The organism is Haloarcula salinisoli, assembly GCF_019599405.1.
In the GTDB taxonomy this organism is placed as follows: Archaea; Halobacteriota; Halobacteria; order Halobacteriales; family Haloarculaceae; genus Haloarcula; species Haloarcula salinisoli.
Genome location: NZ_RKLQ01000002.1, coordinates 1,059,677 through 1,077,455 on the forward strand (window position 1 = coordinate 1,059,677; position 17,779 = coordinate 1,077,455).

24 protein-coding genes and 1 tRNA gene are annotated in these 17,779 nt (G+C 66.4%); 17 read left to right on the forward strand and 8 right to left on the reverse strand.

Translation table 11 applies throughout. From position 1 onward, the window contains the following. The first annotated feature begins 90 nt into the window (after positions 1 to 90). Positions 91 to 405, forward strand: a complete 315-nt coding sequence (locus tag EGD98_RS14660; RefSeq protein ID WP_220589106.1) for a DUF7991 family protein — start codon at positions 91 to 93, stop codon at positions 403 to 405. Here EGD98_RS14660 and tmk read toward each other — a convergent pair whose 3' ends face one another. Beyond that, positions 406 to 984 carry a dTMP kinase gene (gene tmk / locus EGD98_RS14665; RefSeq protein WP_220589107.1) on the reverse strand — a complete coding sequence of 193 codons (579 nt, stop codon included), beginning with the start codon at positions 982 to 984 and terminating at the stop codon, positions 406 to 408. Between the two features lie 109 nt (positions 985 to 1,093). Between tmk and EGD98_RS14670 the strand changes: the two genes are divergently transcribed. The 8 genes from EGD98_RS14670 (at position 1,094) to EGD98_RS14705 (ending at position 8,895) form a co-directional block, all read left to right on the forward strand. Next, complete coding sequence (locus EGD98_RS14670; protein WP_220589108.1) at positions 1,094 to 1,996, forward strand: complex I NDUFA9 subunit family protein; 903 nt, start codon at positions 1,094 to 1,096, stop codon at positions 1,994 to 1,996. Positions 1,997 to 2,239: 243 nt separating this feature from the next. Next, on the forward strand, positions 2,240 to 3,424 hold the full coding sequence (locus tag EGD98_RS14675) for a tubulin/FtsZ family protein (protein ID WP_220589109.1): 1,185 nt from the start codon (positions 2,240 to 2,242) through the stop codon (positions 3,422 to 3,424). Further along, positions 3,402 to 4,187: a hypothetical protein gene (locus EGD98_RS14680; protein WP_220589110.1), complete on the forward strand. Its 786-nt coding sequence runs from the start codon at positions 3,402 to 3,404 to the stop codon at positions 4,185 to 4,187. The genes EGD98_RS14675 and EGD98_RS14680 overlap by 23 nt, the downstream gene beginning before the upstream one ends. Next, positions 4,187 to 4,798 (forward strand): 2-phospho-L-lactate guanylyltransferase, encoded by a 612-nt coding sequence (gene cofC, locus EGD98_RS14685; RefSeq protein ID WP_220589111.1) that lies wholly within the window; start codon positions 4,187 to 4,189, stop codon positions 4,796 to 4,798. Before EGD98_RS14680 ends, cofC begins: the two co-directional genes overlap by 1 nt. Positions 4,799 to 5,104: 306 nt before the next feature. Next, a complete protein-coding gene (locus tag EGD98_RS14690; protein WP_220589112.1) occupies positions 5,105 to 5,677 on the forward strand; it encodes a J domain-containing protein in 573 nt (190 codons plus the stop codon). Between the two features lie 39 nt (positions 5,678 to 5,716). Next, a complete protein-coding gene (locus tag EGD98_RS14695) occupies positions 5,717 to 6,394 on the forward strand; it encodes a phosphoglycolate phosphatase (protein ID WP_220589113.1) in 678 nt (225 codons plus the stop codon). Between the two features lie 212 nt (positions 6,395 to 6,606). After that, a complete protein-coding gene (locus EGD98_RS14700) occupies positions 6,607 to 8,232 on the forward strand; it encodes a GTPBP1 family GTP-binding protein (protein ID WP_220589114.1) in 1,626 nt (541 codons plus the stop codon). Positions 8,233 to 8,280: 48 nt separating this feature from the next. Beyond that, positions 8,281 to 8,895, forward strand: a complete 615-nt coding sequence (locus tag EGD98_RS14705; RefSeq protein WP_220589115.1) for an NAD(P)-dependent oxidoreductase — start codon at positions 8,281 to 8,283, stop codon at positions 8,893 to 8,895. Positions 8,896 to 8,941: 46 nt separating this feature from the next. Here EGD98_RS14705 and EGD98_RS14710 read toward each other — a convergent pair whose 3' ends face one another. Together EGD98_RS14710 and EGD98_RS14715 are read right to left on the reverse strand one after the other, a co-directional pair. Further along, the gene (locus tag EGD98_RS14710) at positions 8,942 to 9,214 is read right to left on the reverse strand and encodes a hypothetical protein (RefSeq protein WP_220589116.1); all 273 of its coding nucleotides are present in this window, start codon (positions 9,212 to 9,214) and stop codon (positions 8,942 to 8,944) included. 83 nt (positions 9,215 to 9,297) lie between these two features. Further along, complete coding sequence (locus EGD98_RS14715) at positions 9,298 to 9,534, reverse strand: helix-turn-helix domain-containing protein (RefSeq protein ID WP_220589117.1); 237 nt, start codon at positions 9,532 to 9,534, stop codon at positions 9,298 to 9,300. 29 nt (positions 9,535 to 9,563) lie between these two features. On the opposite strand from EGD98_RS14715, the gene EGD98_RS14720 reads away from it, so the two are divergent. Beyond that, the gene (locus tag EGD98_RS14720) at positions 9,564 to 9,866 is read left to right on the forward strand and encodes a hypothetical protein (RefSeq protein ID WP_220589118.1); all 303 of its coding nucleotides are present in this window, start codon (positions 9,564 to 9,566) and stop codon (positions 9,864 to 9,866) included. Between the two features lie 26 nt (positions 9,867 to 9,892). Here EGD98_RS14720 and EGD98_RS14725 read toward each other — a convergent pair whose 3' ends face one another. From EGD98_RS14725 to EGD98_RS14740, 4 genes are read right to left on the reverse strand one after another with little or no spacing between them, the layout of a single operon-like run. Beyond that, positions 9,893 to 10,375 carry a double winged helix-containing putative transcriptional regulator gene (locus EGD98_RS14725; RefSeq protein ID WP_220589119.1) on the reverse strand — a complete coding sequence of 161 codons (483 nt, stop codon included), beginning with the start codon at positions 10,373 to 10,375 and terminating at the stop codon, positions 9,893 to 9,895. 2 nt (positions 10,376 to 10,377) lie between these two features. After that, positions 10,378 to 11,313, reverse strand: a complete 936-nt coding sequence (gene mch / locus EGD98_RS14730) for a methenyltetrahydromethanopterin cyclohydrolase (RefSeq protein WP_220589120.1) — start codon at positions 11,311 to 11,313, stop codon at positions 10,378 to 10,380. Between the two features lie 24 nt (positions 11,314 to 11,337). After that, entirely contained in the window at positions 11,338 to 11,670 is a 333-nt protein-coding gene (locus EGD98_RS14735; protein ID WP_220589121.1) for an MTH1187 family thiamine-binding protein, read from the reverse strand. Between the two features lie 39 nt (positions 11,671 to 11,709). After that, positions 11,710 to 12,087, reverse strand: a complete 378-nt coding sequence (locus EGD98_RS14740; RefSeq protein WP_220589122.1) for a hypothetical protein — start codon at positions 12,085 to 12,087, stop codon at positions 11,710 to 11,712. An 86-nt stretch (positions 12,088 to 12,173) separates the two neighbouring features. Here EGD98_RS14740 and EGD98_RS14745 point away from each other — a divergent pair, with 86 nt between their 5' ends. After that, positions 12,174 to 12,725: a response regulator gene (locus EGD98_RS14745; RefSeq protein ID WP_220589123.1), complete on the forward strand. Its 552-nt coding sequence runs from the start codon at positions 12,174 to 12,176 to the stop codon at positions 12,723 to 12,725. A gap of 692 nt (positions 12,726 to 13,417) precedes the next feature. Here the strand turns inward: EGD98_RS14745 and EGD98_RS14750 are convergent. Continuing rightward, positions 13,418 to 13,489, reverse strand: a tRNA-Gly gene (locus EGD98_RS14750). A 281-nt stretch (positions 13,490 to 13,770) separates the two neighbouring features. Here EGD98_RS14750 and EGD98_RS14755 point away from each other — a divergent pair. The 6 genes from EGD98_RS14755 to EGD98_RS14780 are packed head-to-tail and all read left to right on the forward strand — an operon-like array spanning position 13,771 to position 17,779. Next, positions 13,771 to 14,616, forward strand: a complete 846-nt coding sequence (locus tag EGD98_RS14755; RefSeq protein WP_220589124.1) for a putative RNA uridine N3 methyltransferase — start codon at positions 13,771 to 13,773, stop codon at positions 14,614 to 14,616. 4 nt (positions 14,617 to 14,620) lie between these two features. Beyond that, entirely contained in the window at positions 14,621 to 15,637 is a 1,017-nt protein-coding gene (rpl3p, locus tag EGD98_RS14760) for a 50S ribosomal protein L3 (RefSeq protein WP_220589125.1), read from the forward strand. Positions 15,638 to 15,640: 3 nt separating this feature from the next. Next, on the forward strand, positions 15,641 to 16,381 hold the full coding sequence (rpl4p, locus tag EGD98_RS14765; protein ID WP_220589126.1) for a 50S ribosomal protein L4: 741 nt from the start codon (positions 15,641 to 15,643) through the stop codon (positions 16,379 to 16,381). Further along, positions 16,378 to 16,635 carry a 50S ribosomal protein L23 gene (locus EGD98_RS14770; RefSeq protein ID WP_220589127.1) on the forward strand — a complete coding sequence of 86 codons (258 nt, stop codon included), beginning with the start codon at positions 16,378 to 16,380 and terminating at the stop codon, positions 16,633 to 16,635. Before rpl4p ends, EGD98_RS14770 begins: the two co-directional genes overlap by 4 nt. 2 nt (positions 16,636 to 16,637) lie before the next feature. Continuing rightward, positions 16,638 to 17,360, forward strand: coding sequence for a 50S ribosomal protein L2 (locus tag EGD98_RS14775; RefSeq protein WP_220589128.1), 723 nt, complete (start codon positions 16,638 to 16,640; stop codon positions 17,358 to 17,360). Next, entirely contained in the window at positions 17,357 to 17,779 is a 423-nt protein-coding gene (locus tag EGD98_RS14780; protein WP_220589129.1) for a 30S ribosomal protein S19, read from the forward strand. The genes EGD98_RS14775 and EGD98_RS14780 overlap by 4 nt, the downstream gene beginning before the upstream one ends.

The following is a 17,779-nucleotide window of genomic DNA, read 5'->3' on the forward strand; positions in this document are numbered from 1 at the left end:
GGTGACCGAAGGAACCGCGAGTAGTGCGATGCGGCCCGGTCGGTCACGGTGTACAGTAACGGCAAAGAGTCTCGCCGCCCTACGGCCGGTATGGTCAGCGCTGTCGCCATCGCCGGACTTGTCGTTATCGTGCTGGTCAACAGCGCCGTGACGGCACTGATGACACGATTCTTCAGGGTTCGGCTCAACACACGCTGGGGCGGGCTGCTCTACTCCCTGTTGCTCTGTCCGCTCGCGCTTCTCATCCTCGGAGTGGTACTGTCGGTCCCCATCGGCTCGTTCATCGACCTCGGCACCGTCACGTTCCTGACGCTAGCGGTGATGCTCCCGCTCGCACTGGGGATGACGTTCGACTACGTCTGGATGCCCTCGCCCGACGAGGTCGAGTTGCCGACGTCGACGTAGCTACGCCAGCGCGTCGCGGACCTGCTCGTAGACAGTCTCGGGGTCCTGGGTGGCGTCGACCCGGACGAAGCGGTCTGGCTCAGCGTCTATGAGTCGTTCGTAGTTCGCACGGACGTCGGCGAGGTACTCCGCCGTCTCGAACTTGTTCGTGGCGCCGCTGCGGCGGGCGGCCGTCTCCGGGTCGAGGTCGAGATACACCGTCAGGTCCGGCGGTCGCGTCCAGGGCTCGTGGACCTGCTTGACGTACGCCAGTGGGTCGTCGAAATGGTCGCTGTCGGCCAGCGTCGCACCCTGGTAGGCGTATCTGGAGTCGGAGTAGCGGTCTGAGACCACCAGCGAGTCGTCTTCGAGAGCAGGCCGAACGGTGTCGGCCAGGTGGGCCGCGTGGTCGGCCGTGTAGAGAAAGAGCTCGGCCAGCGAGTCGGCGCCGTCGTTCTGGATAGAGCGCATGACGGCCTCGCCGTACCAGCTGTCGGTCGGTTCGCGGGTGAAGGTCGCTTCGACCTCGTCGTCGGCCCGTAGCCGCTCCCACACCGTCGTCTTCCCGCTGCCGTCGAGCCCCTCCAGCGTAACGAGCATACCGGAGCGTCGGCGGCCGGGTACGTAAGCGCCCCGAACCCCGCGCTCACTCCCGTGGCCCAACTGGTTTCGCCCTATCTTTACGTTTGTTCGGCGGGAAGGAAAGCGTATGGACGTACTTGTAGTCGGCGGCAGTGGTTTCGTTGGACAGCATCTCTGTCGGGAACTCGACGACCGCGACCACGACGTGACCGCTCTGTCACGGGACCCCCACGACGCCGAGCTACCCGACGGCGTCACCCGCAAGGAGGGTGACGTGACCGACTACGACAGCATCGCCGGCGCCTTCGAGGGCCGTGACGCCGTCGTCTTCCTCCCGGCGCTGTCACCGCTGTTCAAGCCCGACGGCGGCGACGAGATGCACGAGGTGGTCCATCTGGGCGGCACCGAGAACTGCGTCAAGGCGGCCGAAGAACACGGCGTGGACCGCTTCCTCCAGATGAGCGCGCTGGGCGCGGACCCCGACGGTGGGACCCATTACCTCCGGGCGAAGGGGAAAGCCGAAGCCGTCGTCAAGAACTCGGAGCTGGACTGGACCATCTTCCGCCCGTCGGTCGTCTTCGGAGACGGCGGCGAGTTCGTCTACTTCACCAAGCGCCTCAAGGAGATATTCGCCCCTGCGGTGCCGCTGTACCCGCTACCCGGCGGCGGCAAAAAGGCCCACTTCCAGCTCATCTGGATAGACGACCTCGTGCCGATGCTCGCCGACGCGCTGGAGGGCGAGGAACACGTCGGCCAGACCTACGAGGTCGGCGGGCCCGAGACGCTGAGTCTCCGGGAGGCCACCGAACTGGTCTTCGCGGCTGAGGGCAAGTCCATCACTATCGTCCCGCTGCCGATGCCCCTGGCCAAAATCGGGCTCCCGGTGCTTGGCTCACTCGGGTTCCCGATGGGGAGCGACCAGTACGAGGGGCTGGACTTCGACAACACGCCCACCACCAACGACGTCGAGGTGTTCGGTCGCGACCCGGCGTCTTTGCGGTCGTTCCGCTCGTATCTCGGGGTGGCCTAGACACCTTTCATTGTCAGGGCAAATAATCGAGGCGGCCGTTCCTGTCGGGAATCGCCACAGTCCGAGCGCGAGCCGAACCTCCGTCAAACGACTGTAGCCGTCCCGTCGCGCCCGCTTGCGATTTCAGGGCTCACTGTACGTCAAGTAGCTTTTGTTTTTGCGTCGAGCTTTCATCGCTGAGATTTGGGCAAAAAACTTATACGCACTATCCTACTTACCACTTTCAACCGGAGAACTATATCAATGAAACTCGCGATGATCGGCTTCGGGCAGGCCGGTGGCAAAATCGTGGACAAATTCCTCGAGTACGACGAGAAGACGGGCTCGGGAATCGTCCGCTCGGCCGTGGCGGTCAACACGGCCAAAGCTGACCTGCTGGGGCTAGAACACATTCCGGAGGAGAATCGGGTGCTAATCGGACAGGCCCGCGTCAAGGGCCACGGCGTGGGCGCCGACAACGAACTGGGCGCTGAAATCGCCGAGGAGGACATCGACGAGGTCCAGGGGGCCATCGACAACATCCCCGTCCACGAGGTCGACGCGTTCCTCGTCGTCGCCGGGCTGGGCGGCGGGACCGGGTCCGGTGGGTCGCCGGTCGTCGCGAAACACCTCAAACGCATCTACACCGAACCCGTCTACGGGCTCGGCGTCCTGCCGGGCAGCGACGAGGGTGGTATCTACACCCTCAACGCCGCCAGGTCGTTCCAGACGTTCGTCCGCGAGGTGGACAACCTCATGGTGTTCGACAACGACGCCTGGCGCCAGACCGGCGAGTCCGTCGAGGGCGGCTACGACCACATCAACGAGGAGATCGTCCGCCGCTTTGGCGTCCTCTTCGGCGCGGGCGAAGTCGAAGCCGGCGACAACATCGCCGAGAGCGTCGTCGACTCCTCCGAGATCATCAACACGCTCGACGGCGGCGGCGTCTCCACCGTCGGCTACGCCTCCGAGGACGTCGAGGTCGACTCCAGCGGTGGCGGACTGCTCTCGCGGTTCAAGGGCGACAGCGACGGCGGCGACGACGGGATGGACACGGCCAACACCACCAACCGCATCACCTCGCTTGTCCGCAAGGCCGCCCTCGGGCGGCTGACGCTGCCCTGTGAAATCGAGGGCACCGAGCGCGCGCTGCTCGTGATGGCCGGGCCGCCCAAACACCTCAACCGGAAGGGTATCGAGCGGGGCCGCAAGTGGCTCGAAGAGCAGACCGGCTCGATGGAAGTGCGTGGCGGGGACTACCCGACCAACGCCCCGAAGGTCGCCGCCTCCATTCTGCTTGCTGGCGTCCACAACGTTCCCCGCATCAAGGAGCTCCAGCAGGTCGCCATCGAAGCCCAGGACAACATCGACGACATCCGCCAGCAAAGCGAAGATAACTTAGAGAACTTGGTTGAAGACGATGAAGATGAACTCGATCCACTATTCTAGGGCGACGGTCGCATTGCTCTGTGTCGTCGGGCTGGTGGCCGTTGCGGGCACAGCGGGTGCCTTCAGCTTCTCGACAGAGGGCGATGTGCCCAACGAGACCGCCGTCGACAGCGAGGTGTCGGCCACGTACGTCATCGACGACCCGTACACGGACGTTCCGAGCGAATGGACGCTCCGGGGTGAGACCGAGCTCGAGGACGTTAGCTGGACCATCGAGGTACTCGACCGCGGCAACGTCGTCTACGACGATACCTACGGGACCCAGTCGTTCAACCAGACGATGGACGGCGAGGGCGCCCAGGACGGTGACGAGGTCCGTATCGTCCTCGAGGGGACCGCGCCAGCCGTCGAGAACTACACCTACGAGCCCAGGGAGAACTACACGGTCGCGGCTCTCTCGCGGGTGACCGGCAGCAACGAGAACGAGTTCCACACCGACTCGGCTCACCACTACACGAACCAGAGCCGTGAGGCCCGGCAGGCTATCGACGACGCCGGCGCGGCTATCGACGAGGCCGGCGGCAACAGCGAGGCCGAGAACCTGCGAGGTAACGCCATCTCCGCCTATGAGAACGGTAACTTCGAGAACGCTATCGACCTCGCGAACCAGGCCCAGAACACGGCCGAACAGGCCCAGCAGAGCCAGCAGACCACCCAGACGCTGCTGTACGCAGCTGGCGCGGTCGTGCTCTTGCTCCTGCTCGGTGGCGGGGGCTTCTACCTCTACAGCCAGTCCCAAGAGGACGACTACAGCAAGCTGTAATGCGACTCGTCGTCCCCGTCTCGGGGTCCGACCCGAAAACCCGCCTCTCCTCCCTTCTCACGCCTGACGAGCGCCGCGAGTTCACCGAAGCGATGCTCGCGGACGTCATCGGGGCTCTCGACGCGGCGGGCCACAGTCCGGCGGTCGTCGCGACCGCGCCGGTCACGTGTGACGCGCCCGTCACCGTCGACGAGCGGGGGCTCGATTCGCTCGTCAACGGGCTGCTCGCCGAGACGAACGGTGAACTGGCCGTCGTGATGGCCGACCTCCCGCTGCTCACGCCAGCAACCGTCGAGCGGCTATTCGCCCCCGACGCCGACGTGGTGCTGGCGCCCGGCACCGGCGGCGGGACGAACGCCTTCGTCTCCTGCCACCCCGACTTTCGTGTCGACTACCACGGCGCGTCGATTCGGGACCACCGCCGGATTGCCCGCGAGGTCGGCGCGACTGTCGCCGAAGTTGACTCGCGCCGACTGGCGACGGATATCGACGAGCCCGACGACCTCCCGGAAGTCCTGCTTCACAGCAACGGCGCCGCCGCCGACTGGCTCCGCGACGCCGGCTTCGAACTCGTCACCGACGGCGGCCGCGTGACGGTCGAACGGGCCTGAGTGATTGTCGGGGTGGTGTTTCGCTACGAGCATAGAATTCGAAGAGCCAGAAAGCCCCCACGTTCTCGGCTTTGGCTCGCGGGCCGCGCGAGGCGGTTTCACCGCCTCGGTTTCGCGGCGCGTAGCGCCGCGCAAGGCCCGCTCGCCAAGACGAGGGACCTCCGGTCCCTCGCGACCCGCGACTCGCTGTCGAACCACCCCCGAGTTTAGCTGGCCGGGGCTTTCTGGCTATTGACGGCTGATTTCACCTATCAAAACACTGCTAGAGGCGAGACGCTTACAGTGCTCTGGCCCGAACCAGAGAACGTGCAGTACGACCGGCTTACCAAGGGAATCGCGGTCGTCTTCGGCGTCCTCACAGCCGTGCTGACCGTGGTGGGATTGCTGTCCAGCCCGGCCGTGCTCTTTCTGGCGCTGATGTTCGGGGCCTCGACGTACCTGATGTACTACCACCTCAGCGGACGGATGGCCGCGAGCGTCTACGAGCGCGTCGAGCAACGGGCTGCGACCGACGGTCGTGGCGCCCCAGGCGACGGCCGCGGCGGCTTCGGCGCGGGGCCCCGCGAGGAGTGGGAGCCACCCCGGGACGGCCGGGCGCGCCGCACCGCAGAGCGGGTCCGTCAGGAACGAGCCCGCCGTCAGCAGGCTCGGGGCGGACGCCAGGGGACGGGGCGACGACGCCAGCCCGTTCAGCAGGCGTCGGGGCCCACCCCAGCGGAGGCCTACGACAGGCTCGACCTGGACCCTAGTGCCGACGAGAGCGACGTCAAGCAGGCCTACCGCGAGCGGGTCAAGGAGACCCATCCGGACACTGACAGCGGGAACGAACGGGAGTTCAAGCGCGTGAAGGCGGCCTACGAGACGCTGACCGACGAATAGGACCGCAACGACCAAATCCGCCCCGGCGCCAGTTCCTGTATGACCGAGACGCCGCCGCTGGTGGTCGATATCGACGGCACGCTCACCGACGAAACCCGGGCCGTCGACCCGCGCGTGTTTCCCGTGCTCTCGGAGTGGCCCGAGCCGGTCGTCGTCGCGACGGGCAAGGCGATGCCGTATCCCATCGCCCTCTGTGAGTTCGTCGGCATCGACTACACTGTCATCGCGGAGAACGGCGGGGTGGTGTTCGTCGAGGCCACGGACACGCTCCAGATAGAGGGCGACAAGGCGGCGTGTCTCGCTGTCGCCGAGGCGTACCGAGATATGGGCTACGAGATGGGCTTTGGCGAGGTCGACCTGGCGAACCGGTGGCGCGAGACCGAGGTCGTCGTCGACCTGTCCCAGCCCGAGGAACCGCTGCGCCGCCTCGCAGAGGAGCACGGACTGGAATTTCTGGACACTGGTTTTGCCTACCACGTCACCGACGCCAGTATCGACAAGGGCACCGGACTGGACGCTGTCTGTGCCGAGCTGGGTCTCGAACCGGCCGACTTTCTCGCGGTCGGTGACTCCGAGAACGACGCCGAGCTGTTCGACGTGGCCGGTGAGTCGGTGGCGGTCGCCAACGCCGACGAGACGGCGCTTGCTCGGGCGGACCGCGTGACCGAGGCGAGCTACGCCGACGGCTTCCTCGAAGCGGTCGAACCGTACCGATAAGGGCGAACTGGCGACACCGGCACTCTGAACAGCGGGGCTGGTGTCGCACGACGGCTGGGCCCCGCTGGCGAGTGGCCTACATAGAACGCGCTGGCCCCGGCTTCGCCTATGAACCTTCGCTGTGAGAGATAGAGACACCCACCGTACATAACAGGGCGCAGGGGCGCCATACCCGGGGAAAGCTTTTGTTTGCCCCTCCGTTACGGACGGTCATGAGCCCCGACCGGGCCGTCCTCCAGCGCGCGCTGGACCGCGGCGAACAGGAGGGTGGCAGCGTCGAGTTCAAGGAGCGGCTCACCGAGGATCTCCATCTCTCGGAGGGGCGGCTGGAATCGCTGGCCGCACAGCTTCGCCACCGTGTCCTCTCCGGAGAGGGCGAGGCGACCTACGTCGTCGGCGTGACCGACGAGGGCGGGCTGGCCGGTATCTCTCCCGCCGAGTTCTCCGAGTCGATGGACGTACTGAGCCTGCTCGCCGAGGAGGCTGGCGCCCACATCGAAGAGGTCCAGACGTGGGGTGTCGACGGCGTCGCCGACGACGGCGACGGCCCGACCAAGGGCATCGTCGGCGTCGCCACTATCCGCGAAGGCGCGGTGCTGGAGGACGACGACCACATCGTCGTGGGCACGGCGGGCCACGTCGACCACGGCAAGTCCACGCTCGTGGGGTCGCTCGTCACGGGTGAGGCCGACGACGGTGAGGGCAACACGCGAGGCTTCCTGGACGTGCAACCCCACGAGGTCGAACGCGGTCTCTCCGCTGACCTCTCGTATGGCGTCTACGGCTTCGACGACGACGGTCCCGTGCGGATGGACAATCCCCATCGCAAGACTGACCGGGCCCGCGTCGTCGAGGAGTCCGACCGGCTGGTGAGCTTCGTCGATACCGTGGGCCACGAGCCCTGGCTTCGGACCACGATTCGCGGGCTGGTGGGCCAGAAACTGGACTACGGTCTGCTCACCGTGGCTGCCGACGACGGCGTCACGGAGACGACCCGCGAGCATCTGGGCATCCTGCTGGCGACCGAGCTTCCGACCATCGTCGCGCTCACGAAGACAGACCTCGTGTCCGACGACCGGGTCAGCGAGGTCGAGCGGGAGGTCGAGCGGGCCCTGCGTGAGGTCGACAAGACGCCGCTTCGGGTCGAACGCCACGGTATCGACGCCGCTATCGAGGAGATATCCGAAACCGTGGTCCCCGTGGTGACGACCAGTGCCGTCACACAGCGCGGGCTGGACACGCTGGACGAGATGTTCGAACGGCTGCCCAAGACCGGCGGCGAGGTCGGCGAGTTCCGGATGTACATCGACCGGACCTACAACGTCCAGGGCGTGGGCGCCGTCGCGTCCGGGACGGTCAAATCCGGCGAAGTAGAGGCCGGCGACGAACTCCTGCTGGGCCCGATGCAGGACGGCCAGTTCCGCGAGGTCGAGGTCCGCTCTATCGAGATGCACTACCACCGCGTCGACGAGGCCAAGGCCGGCCGTATCGTCGGTATCGCGCTCAAGGGGGTGCGAGAGGCCGACATCGAGCGCGGAATGGTGTTGCTCCCCCGGGACGCAGACCCCGAGCCAGTCCGGGAGTTCGAGGCCGAGGTGATGGTGCTCAACCACCCGACACGAATCGGCGACGGCTACGAGCCGGTCGTCCACCTAGAGACCATCAGCGAGGCCGCGAAGTTCTACCCGGCCGAGGGCCAGCTGTTGCCGGGCGACGCCGGCCAGACCAGGGTTCGGTTCAAATTCCGGTCGTACCTGGTCGAGGAAGGACAGAAGTTCGTCTTCCGCGAGGGCCGCTCGAAGGGCGTCGGGACGGTCACCGACGTGGGGACGGAGTAACCGCCGTTAGGTACCCCTGCTTTATCCGTCGGGCGCTTCCCGTGACGTATGGAGCTGCTCGTCTTCGGTGCCAGTGGTCGCGTCGGGCGCCGGGTCTGTGCGTACGCAGTGTCCGACGGCCACAGTGTGACGGCGTTCGTTCGTGACGCCGCGCGGGCCCCCGACGGCGTCTCGATTATCGAGGGTGACGTGACCGATCCAGAGACCGTTGGGGCCGCAGTCAGCGGTCAGGACGCCGTCTGTAGCGCGCTCGGACCCGGCGACGAGGGTGATCTCGCGGCGCTCGACACCGGTATCGAGAACCTTGTCGCCGCGATGGAAGCCAGCGGCGTCGAGCGACTGGTCGCCGTCGGCACCGCAGGAATCCTTCAGGCCACGCCGGGACGACTCCGGCTCGACGTGGACGACTTTCCCGCGGGATTGGGACCGCTCGCCGCCGCCCACCGGGCTGTGTACGACAGCCTCAGGCCCTCGGGGCTCGACTGGACACTCGTCTGCCCGCCCCGGATGCCCGACGGCCCGCCGACGAATCACTATCGCACTGCGGTCGATTACCTCCCGGAAGGCGGTCAGTCCGTCTCGACCGGCGACGTGGCGGCGTTCGTCTACGACGCGCTCGTCAACGACAGGCACAGCTGCGAGCGCGTCGGTATCGCCTACTGAGCGCTGAACCGACTGTTCTCCTCCGTGTGACGGTCGAGCAGCGACATCAGGACGACAGCTTCTCGACTATCTGGTCGGCCTGTTGGGCTGCCTCGTCCCGGTCGGCGACCCTGTCCACGGGGACGAGCACGCTCTGGACCGTCCAGTTCTCGTTACCGTGTTCGTCGCCAGTTCGGACCTGCGCGCCTTCGACCACGGAACCCGCCGGGTTCTCGGCCCAGTCCGGCGTGCGTATCTCGTCGAACTGTTCGGGGTCCCGGTATCGGACGTGGTAGTAGTCGTCGCCCGCTTCGACCGTTTCGGGAGTGATATCGGGCATGTACGAGTCTTGCTCATCGGTCAACAAAAGTCGGTGGCTGGCGGGCGAAAGCCAGCTTTCCGCGGCCACCGAGCGCCCTCTCCTCACGCCAGCAGGGACCCGAGGAGTGTCGACTCGGCCTTCCGAAGGTGTTCGGCTGCCGTGCTGGGCGCACACCCGATGTGGTCGGCGACGTCCTCGTGGCTCACTGCCCGCGGAATCTCGTAGTAGCCAAGCTCCAGCGCTGTCTGAATCGCTTCCTGCTGGCGGTCACTCAGCAGCGACGCCACAGCGTCCGTCGCCCGGTCGAGCCCACCTATCTCCTCGACCTGCACCGACACCGGGTCCGGCGTGGCGACTCTCGCTCGTCGTGCTGTGCCTGTTCGTCGGGCCCGTCGTCGGCCTCGCGTTACTCGCCGTAGGTCGACGACTCGCCGGGGTGTGGACGCTGCTGCTGACGGGCGTCGCTGGCCTCTCGTTAGAGGGGCTCTTGCACTATATCATCGACAACTCCGACAACGTCGCGACGGTAGACCAGGGCCACGCCCTGTTTGCGAACACCGCCGCGCTCACGACTGCCGGTGACGTGGCCCTGGTGTTGGCTGCCGGGTGGGTGGTCTGGCACGTCACTCGCGATTCCTCGCAGCGCTCGTCACTCACGTCGAACAGTTGAGCCCGGAACTGGAACCGCGCCCCTGGTCACGGGTCCAGAAGCCGGTACTCGCCGCTCTGGCGACGGACCAGCCCGAACTCGACGGCCCACCCGAGCAGGCGTTCGCTCCGTTCGCGCCACTCGGCCTCCCAGTCGGTGACGTGTTCGCGTTCCCAGCGGGGGACAGACTCTCGGATTGCTTCGAAACACTCCGCCGGCGTCTGGGGGCCGTCTTCCAGGGCCTGAAGGGTCTCCTGCGCGCCCAGGATGTTCTCGCGGAACTGCGCTCCCAGCTCGCCGTCGGCCGGCCCGTCGTGTACCTGGCTGTATCCGCGGTCACTCTCGGTTGCGAGGCCCAGCGCCTGGACGAACGTCAGGTACTCCCTGGCGTCGTCGCGAGCCCCCAGGTCTGTGCGGTCCAGTATTCGGGCACAGCAGTCATCGACGCTACCGGGAACCAGCGGGAGTGCCGACTGGACGTCACGGAGGAACGCCACGGACCGCGGCGCTGGGACGACCTTGTAGCGCATCCTCAGAGCCCGAAGCTCTCGACCAGCACGTCCTCGTGGGTCTCGCCGACGACGTGGGTCTCCCCGCCCACGACGTCGATGGTCACCTTCGCCGGGCCGAACAGCTCGACCGGCAGCTCCGCGAAGTCCCAGTCGACGTCCTCGAAGACGCCGTCGAGCGGTCGGCCGTACTCCGCGCCGGCGATGGAGGGGACCTCGTCGACGACATCGCCGACTGGCTCGTCGACCGTGAGATGGACCTCGCTGCCGTAGGCTAATGCGTCAGTGGTTCGAGCCATCGCCGTCGCCTCGTCGGCCGCGACGGGGGCGACCGGCGCCCGACCGTTCGCCGAGAGCACTTCCGCCGGGTCGTAGCCCAGCTCGGCCAGCCGGAAGACGGCGATTTCGGCGGCCCGCGCCGCGCTCACGACGCTGCCGGTGACGCTCGCGGTGGCGAAGGCGGGCAGGAAGACCCCGGTTTCGGGGACGCCAGTGCGTTCGGCCACCTGCGCGGCGACGGCCTGGTCGGGCAGCTGGTCGGTCTCGACGGCGAGGACGGCAAACTGCTCCTCTTCCCGGTAGCCGATTCGGCCGAAGATGTCCTCTTCGGCGACCAGCGCACGGGCCGGGCCGCTGCCCAGTCCTTCGAAGTCATCCGTGGTCAGCTCCCAGCCGCCCTTCTGGGAACACAGCAGCGCCAGCGCCGGGTGGTCCGTCCCGAGCTCGACGTGTGTCAGCGGAGCTGCCCCGACCTGCTCCATCCCGGTCTGGACCGTCGCCAGCCCGGCCGTCTGGAGCTCCGCGAGCACCAGGCCGGCCTCGACGGCGCCGGGGACCTCGACACCGAAGTCGAGTACCGCGGCGTCACCGTCCAGCGCGTGGACGTCTATCGTCAGTTCGTCGGCGAAGTCGATGGCCTCGTCGACCAGCTCTGTGGCCATCCGGTTGAGCGTATCCATACCACGCTTTCGCCAGCCGGGCCTTTAATCTCCATCGTCCGAGCCGCCGCTTCGCGCCTCCCGGCCCAGTTCCTCCTCTACTCGGCTAACCTTCTCGCTGGCACGCTGGTCGACGCCGCGCTTGTCGTCGATTTTCAGGAACGTCTCCACGCGGTCGGACTGGGCGCCGACGGCCTCGTGGGCGGCGTGGGCCGCCGCGAACAGCTCCGCGCTGTCCTCGGCCTCGATGACGGTGCCCATCGGCGTGGTCTCGTACTCGACGTCGAACTCCTCCAGCGCGGCGACCGCGTCGGCGACGTAGGGCGCCATGCTCTCCTCGACGACCGGTGCGACCGACAGGAACCCGATACAGGTCATGCTCGAACGTGGGAGCCCGCGGCTCCTAAGCGTGGCCCATCACTGGTCCGTCTCGACGTCCAGATAGGTCTCGTACGTGTCGACGACGACCGTCGGCGTTCGGTAGCTCCGGCGTTCGGCGACGAGGGTGGTCAGGATGAAGCCGGACAGAAGGACTGCCGCCACCGTGTTCGAGTCTGTCGCGTCGAGCGTATCCAGCGTCCGGTGGAACCAGAACAGGTCGGCCCACGGCGAGCTGTGGAACTCGAAGAGGGCCTCGCGCGCGACCGGACTCACCTGATGGAAGTCGGGACCCATCGCCCACCCGCCGCCCGCGAGCACGATGGTCCGCGGATAGCTGACCCCCGGAACGAAGAGCGTGACCACGACGGTCGTCAGGGCCGCACCGACCACAAAGTGGCCGATTGCAATCGACATATGGGTCACTGGGCCCCGTTCGATATGAAGCTTATACGAGTCACAATATGAACATTTATTATCATGTCCTGCGGGGATTATATCAAATGGGGGACGGGACTCGTGTTCTCGTCGTCGAGGACGACGCCGAACACCGGGCGGTGTACGACCGCGTGCTCTCCGAGTTCTACGCGGTCTCGACGGTCGCCAGCGGGGCCACCGCCGTCGAGACGATGACCGACGACACCGACGTCGTCGTCCTCGACCGGCCCCTCCCGGAGCTGTCGGTGGCCAGGCTCGTCGATGAACTCACGAACCGACACCACGACTGCTGTGTGGGGCTGGTGACCCGCAGCGAGCCCTACTTCGATGTCACCCGGTGGCTGGGCGTCGACGACTACCTGGTCAAGCCCGTGACTACCGAGGGGTTGCGCGACACCGTCGACGGGCTTCTCGCGCTGGCCGAATACGACGCTACCTACCGAACGCTGAGTCAGAAGCGCGTCAGAAAGAGCGTGCTGGCCCAGGAACAGCGGTCCACGAGACGCCCACAGAACCCGGATTGTGCACGCCTCCGTGCCGATATCGAACGCCTAGAGCGCGACCTCGAAGAGTTAGCCGAGCAACTCGACGGGACGGCGCGGGCACTGGAACGGTGAGTTGGCGTCACAGGCATCGGGCCGGGAGCGCCTCCGGGCCGCGACTCGCCGTCAGAGCTTCGCTCTGACGAGCTCTCGCTCGCTTCGCTCACGAGAACGGGGGAGGGCAGGGCTGCCGACATTGATGAGCAAGTATATGAGAGGGCGCGAGCGAAGCGAGCGCGGTTCACCGAATCCGAACGCAGTGAGGATTCGGCCTTTTTCGCCCACGTTTTTCGAGGAGTCGGTTGCGGGCCAGTGGCCCGCAACCGAACGACGTGGCGGCTTCGCCGCCACGCTCTTCGCGCAGTGAGCCGTAGGCTCACGAGGAAGGGTGACGATGAAAAAGGTGGTAACGGAATGCGCTGGCTGGGAGTGAGCAATCGCGAAGCGATTGCGAGTCTCGACGGACGAAGTCCGTCGGTGTTTGAACCGGACTCAGACGTTCGTCCTCACTCGCTACGCTCGTTGCGGACGCTGCGACTGATAGGGTTCAAATCCAGGGCGGTTTCGCCTCGAAACGCGACTCGCTACGCTCGTCGGTTTGCTTCGGCAGAAATGCGCTGGCTGGGATTTGAACCACGGGAAGACGGTCCTGCTCGCTTCGCTGCGCGGGCTGCGACTTCCCTGATTCAAACCCAAGTACGATTTCACGACTCACAGATGCCGAGCACACGCTACACGGTGCTCGGCGGAATTGTTCGTCGTAGAAATGCGCTGGCTGGGATTTGAACCCAGGTTGTGACCATGGCAAGGTCACGTGATACCAACTACACTACCAGCGCGCCCTTCGCATTCCAAAGTGGCGAGGGTGATAGTAAAAAGCCTTGCGTTTCACGGGGAAAATTCGGGGGCCGCGTGGGTATCGGACCCCCAGCTGGTATGCACACTGTGTGCACACCGCCAGCTTTCGAAAGCGGCAATCGGCGTGCGGGCCGTTCCCAGGGCACGAGCCTCGAGGGGGCGTGTGAACGCGTGCCATCGCGTGCGCGAAGCGGGGTCTTTTTACCGTAGGGCCGGAGTAGTATCGCTACAGTCTAGTGGCGCGACGTGGAAGCGTCACGGCATGACGACCAGCGTACTCGTGCCCGACTCCCTCACACGGGAAGCCGAGGACCGACGCGAGGCAACTCGCAAAATCGGATACGTGGCCCGCGCGGCCACCGTGTTCAACGTCGACCGGCTGACGGTGTTTCCGGACCCAGACGGGGCCGGCAAGTGGGAAGACGGGTTCGTCGAAACCGTGCTGCGGTACGCCGCGACGCCGCCACACCTCCGAAAAGAGATGTGGGGCAAGCGGGACGAACTAGAGTACGTCGGCGTCCTGCCGCCGCTCCGCGTGCGTTCACAGACCGGCTCCGGATCCGAGGGTTCGGGGTCGTTAAGACAGGGAATCGTGACCGAGGTCGGAGCTGATGGGCGCGTCCGGGTCAATTGCGGAATGCAACACCCGATCTCTCTGCCCGTTCCAGACGGACTGGACGTGGGTAAGGGGGAGCGCGTGACCGTCAGGGTCTCTTCGCGACGGCCGGTCCGGGCGAAACTCGTCGACGCCCCCATATCGGGGTTCGACGTCGTTTCCGCGGACCTCAACATGGCACTCTCGCGTGACGACGCCGGACTCACTATCGCCTCATCGCGATACGGTGAGCTGGCAACGACTCGTCGCCTGGGCGAACTGGCCCAACGACGGGCCCGCGAGGGCGGCATGACAGTCGCCTTCGGGGCACCCGAGCGTGGGTTACCGTCCATACTCGACGTGGACCCGGACGCCGTCCGGGGAGACCAGCGGAACGACGAATCCACAGGGTTCGACCTCTGGCTGAATACGGTTCCGAACCAGGGCAGCGAGGTCGTGCGAACTGAAGAAGCGATGTTCGCCTCCCTCGCCTGTCTAACCCTCACGGAGTAAACGAATGCCACAACCAAGCAGACCACGCAAAGGCTCGCTGGGCTTCGGCCCGCGCAAGCGCTCGACGAGCGAGACGCCTCGCTTCAACAGCTGGCCGTCCGACGACGGGCAGCCGGGCGTCCAGGGGTTCGCCGGCTACAAGGCGGGCATGACACACGTCGTGCTCGTCAACGACGAACCCAACTCCCCCCGCGAAGGGATGGAGGAGACTGTCCCGGTGACAGTCGTCGAGACGCCACCGATGCGCGCCGTCGCCCTGCGTGCGTACGAAGACACGCCGTACGGTCAGCGTCCGCTGACGGAGGTATGGACCGACGAGTTCCACTCGGATCTCGACCGGACCCTCAACCTGCCGGAGGACCACGACCCGGACGCTGCTGAGGAACAGATACGCGACGCTCACGACGACGGTCGGCTGGGCGACGTGCGTCTCATCACGCACACCGTCCCCGACGCCGTCCCGAGCGTCCCGAAGAAAAAGCCCGACGTGATGGAGACTCGCGTCGGCGGTGGGTCCGTTTCGGACCGCCTCGAGCACGCCCTCGAGCTCGTCGACGACGGTGGCGAGCACTCGATGAACGACGTCTTCCGCGCCGGTGAGTACACCGACATCGCGGGCGTCACCAAGGGCAAAGGGACGCAGGGTCCCGTCAAGCGGTGGGGCGTCCAGAAGCGGAAGGGCAAACACGCCCGCCAGGGCTGGCGCCGACGCATCGGCAACCTCGGCCCGTGGAACCCATCTCGCGTGCGCTCGACGGTCCCCCAGCAGGGCCAGACCGGCTACCACCAGCGCACGGAGCTGAACAAGCGCCTCATCGACATCGGCGAGGGCGACGACGCCTCCGTCGACGGCGGCTTCGTCAACTACGGCGAGGTCGACGGGCCGTACACGCTCGTCAAAGGTTCGGTCCCCGGTCCGGACAAGCGCCTGGTGCGCTTCCGGCCCGCGGTCCGACCGAACGACCAGCCGCGCCTCGACCCCGAGGTGCGCTTCGTCTCCACGGAATCGAACCAGGGATAATCCATGCAGGCAACTATCTACACTCTGGACGGCGAGGCCGACGGCGAGGTCGAGCTCCCCGATGTCTTCGAGACACAGGTTCGCTCGGACCTCATCGCCAAGGCCGTACACGCCGCCCAGGCAAACCGAAAGCAGGACTACGGTACCGACGAGTACGCCGGCCTCCGAACGCCGGCCGAGTCGTTCGGTAGCGGCCGCGGTCAGGCACACGTCCCACAGCAGGACGGTCGTGCCCGCCGCGTCCCGCAGGCGGTCAAGGGCCGCGCGGCCCACCCGCCGAAAGCCGAGAAAGACCGCTCTATCGACATCAACGACAAGGAGCGCCAGCTCGCCGTCCGGTCGGCACTCGCCGCCACGACGGACGCCGAACTCGTCGCCGAGCGCGGCCACGAGTTCGACCGCGAGGAGGTTCCCGTCGTCGTCTCCGACGACTTCGAGGACCTGGTCAAGACCCAGGAGGTCCTGGGGCTGCTGGAAGAACTCGGCCTCGACGCCGACATCGAGCGCGCCGACGAGACGAAGATCAAGGCCGGGAAGGGCTCGATGCGCGGTCGGAAGTACCGCCGCCCCTCCTCGGTCCTCTTCGTGACCAGCGGCGAGCCGTCGAAGGCCGCCCGCAACCTCGCGGGCGTCGACGTGGCCACCGCACGGGAGGTCAACACGGAAGACCTCGCGCCAGGCGCCGCGCCCGGTCGGCTCACTGTCTTCACCGAGTCCGCAGTCGAGGAGGTGGGTGACCGATGAGCTGGGACGTCATCAAGTACCCACACGTCACCGAGAAGGCCATGAACGACATGGACTTCCAGAACAAGCTCCAGTTCGTCGTCGACGACGCCGCTGGGAAACCCGAGGTCGCCGAGGCCGTCGAGTCCCAGTACGACGTCACCGTCGTCGGTGTGAACACGCAGAACACGATGGACGGCAACAAGAAGGCCGTCGTCCGCCTCTCCGAGGACGACGACGCCCAGGAAGTCGCCTCCAGAATCGGGGTGTTCTAACCATGGGACGACGAATTCAGGGACAACGACGCGGTCGCGGGACGTCCACGTTCCGGGCGCCCTCGCACCGCTACAAAGCAGACCTGGAGCACCGCAAAGTCGAAGACGGCGACGTTATCGCCGGCGAAGTCGTCGACATCGAACACGACCCGGCCCGCTCGGCGCCCGTCGCGGCCGTCGAGTTCGAGGACGGCGACCACCGCCTCGTGCTCGCGCCGGAAGGCGTGGGCGTGGGCGACGAACTGCAGGTCGGCGTCAGCGCCGAGATCGCCCCCGGGAACACGCTCCCACTCGCGGAGATTCCCGAGGGGGTTCCGGTGTGTAACGTCGAGTCCAGCCCCGGTGACGGTGGCCGCTTCGCCCGCTCGTCGGGCGTCAACGCCACGCTGCTCACCCACGACCGCAACGTCGCGGTCGTGAAGCTCCCCTCCGGGGAGATGAAGCGACTGGACCCGCAGTGCCGTGCGACCATCGGCGTCGTCGCCGGTGGCGGCCGGACGGACAAGCCGTTCGTCAAGGCCGGCAAGAAGCACCACAAGATGAAAGCCCGCGGGACGAAGTACCCACGCGTCCGTGGTGTCGCGATGAACGCCGTCGACCACCCCTTCGGTGGCGGTGGCCGACAGCACCCGGGCAAGCCCAAGTCCATCTCCCGCAACGCCCCACCGGGCCGCAAAGTCGGGGACATCGCCTCGAAGCGGACCGGTCGAGGTGGTAACGAATGAGTTCAGAGTATCAAATCGGCCACGAGGGAGAGTTTACCTTCCGAGGCCACACGCTCGACGAGCTGCAGGACATGGAGCTCGAGGAAGTCGCGGAACTGCTCCCCGCTCGCCAGCGGCGAAGTATCGAACGCGGTCTGACCGAGGAAAAGCAGAAGCTCCTCGCGAAGGCCCGCGACGCCGAGGAGGAGGCGACGGCCAACAACCCCATCCGCACGCACCTGCGCGACATGCCGGTGCTGCCGGTGATGGTCGACCTCACCTTCGCCGTCCACAACGGTCAGGAGTTCGAGCGCGTGCGCGTCGAGCCGGAGATGCTCGGCCACTACCTCGGTGAGTTCCAGCTCACCCGCAGCTCGGTCGAACACGGTCAGGCCGGTATCGGGGCGACACGCTCCTCGAAATTCGTACCGCTCAAGTAA

Excerpts from the sequence above, each read along its gene's own strand:
- EGD98_RS14770 (WP_220589127.1), top strand. The coding sequence starts at position 16,378 with ATGAGCTGGGACGTCATCAAGTACCCACACGTCACCGAGAAGGCCATG.
- EGD98_RS14745 (WP_220589123.1), top strand. The coding sequence starts at position 12,174 with ATGGGGGACGGGACTCGTGTTCTCGTCGTCGAGGACGACGCCGAACAC.
- rpl3p (WP_220589125.1), top strand. The coding sequence starts at position 14,621 with ATGCCACAACCAAGCAGACCACGCAAAGGCTCGCTGGGCTTCGGCCCG.
- cofC (WP_220589111.1), top strand. The coding sequence starts at position 4,187 with ATGCGACTCGTCGTCCCCGTCTCGGGGTCCGACCCGAAAACCCGCCTC.
- EGD98_RS14670 (WP_220589108.1), top strand. The coding sequence starts at position 1,094 with ATGGACGTACTTGTAGTCGGCGGCAGTGGTTTCGTTGGACAGCATCTC.
- EGD98_RS14780 (WP_220589129.1), top strand. The coding sequence starts at position 17,357 with ATGAGTTCAGAGTATCAAATCGGCCACGAGGGAGAGTTTACCTTCCGA.
- EGD98_RS14725 (WP_220589119.1), bottom strand. The coding sequence starts at position 10,375 with ATGCGCTACAAGGTCGTCCCAGCGCCGCGGTCCGTGGCGTTCCTCCGT.
- EGD98_RS14735 (WP_220589121.1), bottom strand. The coding sequence starts at position 11,670 with ATGACCTGTATCGGGTTCCTGTCGGTCGCACCGGTCGTCGAGGAGAGC.
- EGD98_RS14755 (WP_220589124.1), top strand. The coding sequence starts at position 13,771 with ATGACGACCAGCGTACTCGTGCCCGACTCCCTCACACGGGAAGCCGAG.
- EGD98_RS14675 (WP_220589109.1), top strand. The coding sequence starts at position 2,240 with ATGAAACTCGCGATGATCGGCTTCGGGCAGGCCGGTGGCAAAATCGTG.
- EGD98_RS14680 (WP_220589110.1), top strand. The coding sequence starts at position 3,402 with ATGAACTCGATCCACTATTCTAGGGCGACGGTCGCATTGCTCTGTGTC.
- EGD98_RS14740 (WP_220589122.1), bottom strand. The coding sequence starts at position 12,087 with ATGTCGATTGCAATCGGCCACTTTGTGGTCGGTGCGGCCCTGACGACC.
- EGD98_RS14700 (WP_220589114.1), top strand. The coding sequence starts at position 6,607 with ATGAGCCCCGACCGGGCCGTCCTCCAGCGCGCGCTGGACCGCGGCGAA.
- EGD98_RS14710 (WP_220589116.1), bottom strand. The coding sequence starts at position 9,214 with ATGCCCGATATCACTCCCGAAACGGTCGAAGCGGGCGACGACTACTAC.
- EGD98_RS14775 (WP_220589128.1), top strand. The coding sequence starts at position 16,638 with ATGGGACGACGAATTCAGGGACAACGACGCGGTCGCGGGACGTCCACG.
- EGD98_RS14660 (WP_220589106.1), top strand. The coding sequence starts at position 91 with ATGGTCAGCGCTGTCGCCATCGCCGGACTTGTCGTTATCGTGCTGGTC.
- EGD98_RS14705 (WP_220589115.1), top strand. The coding sequence starts at position 8,281 with ATGGAGCTGCTCGTCTTCGGTGCCAGTGGTCGCGTCGGGCGCCGGGTC.
- mch (WP_220589120.1), bottom strand. The coding sequence starts at position 11,313 with ATGGATACGCTCAACCGGATGGCCACAGAGCTGGTCGACGAGGCCATC.
- tmk (WP_220589107.1), bottom strand. The coding sequence starts at position 984 with ATGCTCGTTACGCTGGAGGGGCTCGACGGCAGCGGGAAGACGACGGTG.
- EGD98_RS14695 (WP_220589113.1), top strand. The coding sequence starts at position 5,717 with ATGACCGAGACGCCGCCGCTGGTGGTCGATATCGACGGCACGCTCACC.
- rpl4p (WP_220589126.1), top strand. The coding sequence starts at position 15,641 with ATGCAGGCAACTATCTACACTCTGGACGGCGAGGCCGACGGCGAGGTC.